The 1,027-nt window shown below is 71.0% G+C and carries 1 rRNA gene and 1 pseudogene; both read left to right on the top strand.

The features are described 5' to 3' along the window. Positions 1 to 91: ribosomal RNA gene (gene rrf / locus ACH4F6_RS19850) — 5S ribosomal RNA — on the top strand; the annotation flags it as partial. 242 nt (positions 92 to 333) lie between these two features. Then, a pseudogene (locus ACH4F6_RS19845) lies at positions 334 to 1,027 on the top strand (hypothetical protein); the annotation flags it as partial.

Raw genomic sequence — 1,027 nt, 5'->3', positions numbered from 1 at the left:
GCCCGGTCACATTTCGAACCCGGAAGCTAAGCCTTACAGCGCCGATGGTACTGCAGGGGGGACCCTGTGGGAGAGTAGGACGCCGCCGAACAATCTTTGGAAGGACCCCTGGTCCCAGCGTTCAGCTGGGACCAGGGGTCCTTTCGTTGTTTTGCGACAAATACAACCCGGAGCGCATCGGGTACCCGACTGCGCGAGAATCGACTTGCGGTACGAAGACAGGAGTCACCATGTCCACCAACTCTCCCGACGACCGACCGGAGCGCGACCAGCGGCGACGGGACAGTGGGGACCGCGGCGAGCGCGGTGACCGCGGTCGTTACCGCGGGGACCGTGGCGAGCGGGGCGACCGTGGTGAGCGCGGTGGCTACGGCCGCCGTGAGGACCGGGGTGGTCAGGGTGGTTACGGTCGGCGTGACGACCGTCGGGATGACCGTCGTGACGACCGGGACCGCGGCGAGCGCGGCGGTTTCCGGCGCGACGACCGCCGTGGTGAGGACCGCCGTGGTGGCTACGGCGACCGTGACCGTGGCGGTTACGGCGACCGTGATCGTGGTGGGTACGGCCGGCGCGACGACCGTCGAGACGACCGGGGCTCGCGTCCGGGCTTCCAGCGGGACGACCGCGGTGACCGTCCTTCCTTCCGGCGGGACGACCGCGGTGACCGTCCTTCCTTCCGGCGGGACGACGACCGTGGCGGTTACGGCCGCCGTGAGGACCGGGGTGGTCAGGGTGGTTACGGTCGGCGTGACGACCGTCGGGATGACCGTCGTGACGACCGGGACCGCGGCGAGCGCGGCGGCTTCCGGCGCGACGACCGCCGTGACGACCGTCGCGACGACCGCCGTGGTGAGGACCGCCGTGGTGGATACGGCGACCGTGACCGTGGCAGCTACGGCCGGCGCGACGACCGTCGTGAGGACCGCCGAGACGACCGGGGTGGTCAGGGTGGTTACGGTCGGCGTGACGACCGTCGGGATGACCGTCGTGACGACCGGGACCGCGGCGAGCGCGGCGGCTTCCGGCG

The sequence above is a fragment of the Streptomyces sp. NPDC017936 genome (assembly GCF_044328485.1).
In the GTDB taxonomy this organism is placed as follows: Bacteria; Actinomycetota; Actinomycetes; order Streptomycetales; family Streptomycetaceae; genus Streptomyces.
The sequence above is the reverse complement of the archived record's forward strand: the minus strand, read 5'-3'. Positions and strand labels throughout refer to the sequence as shown.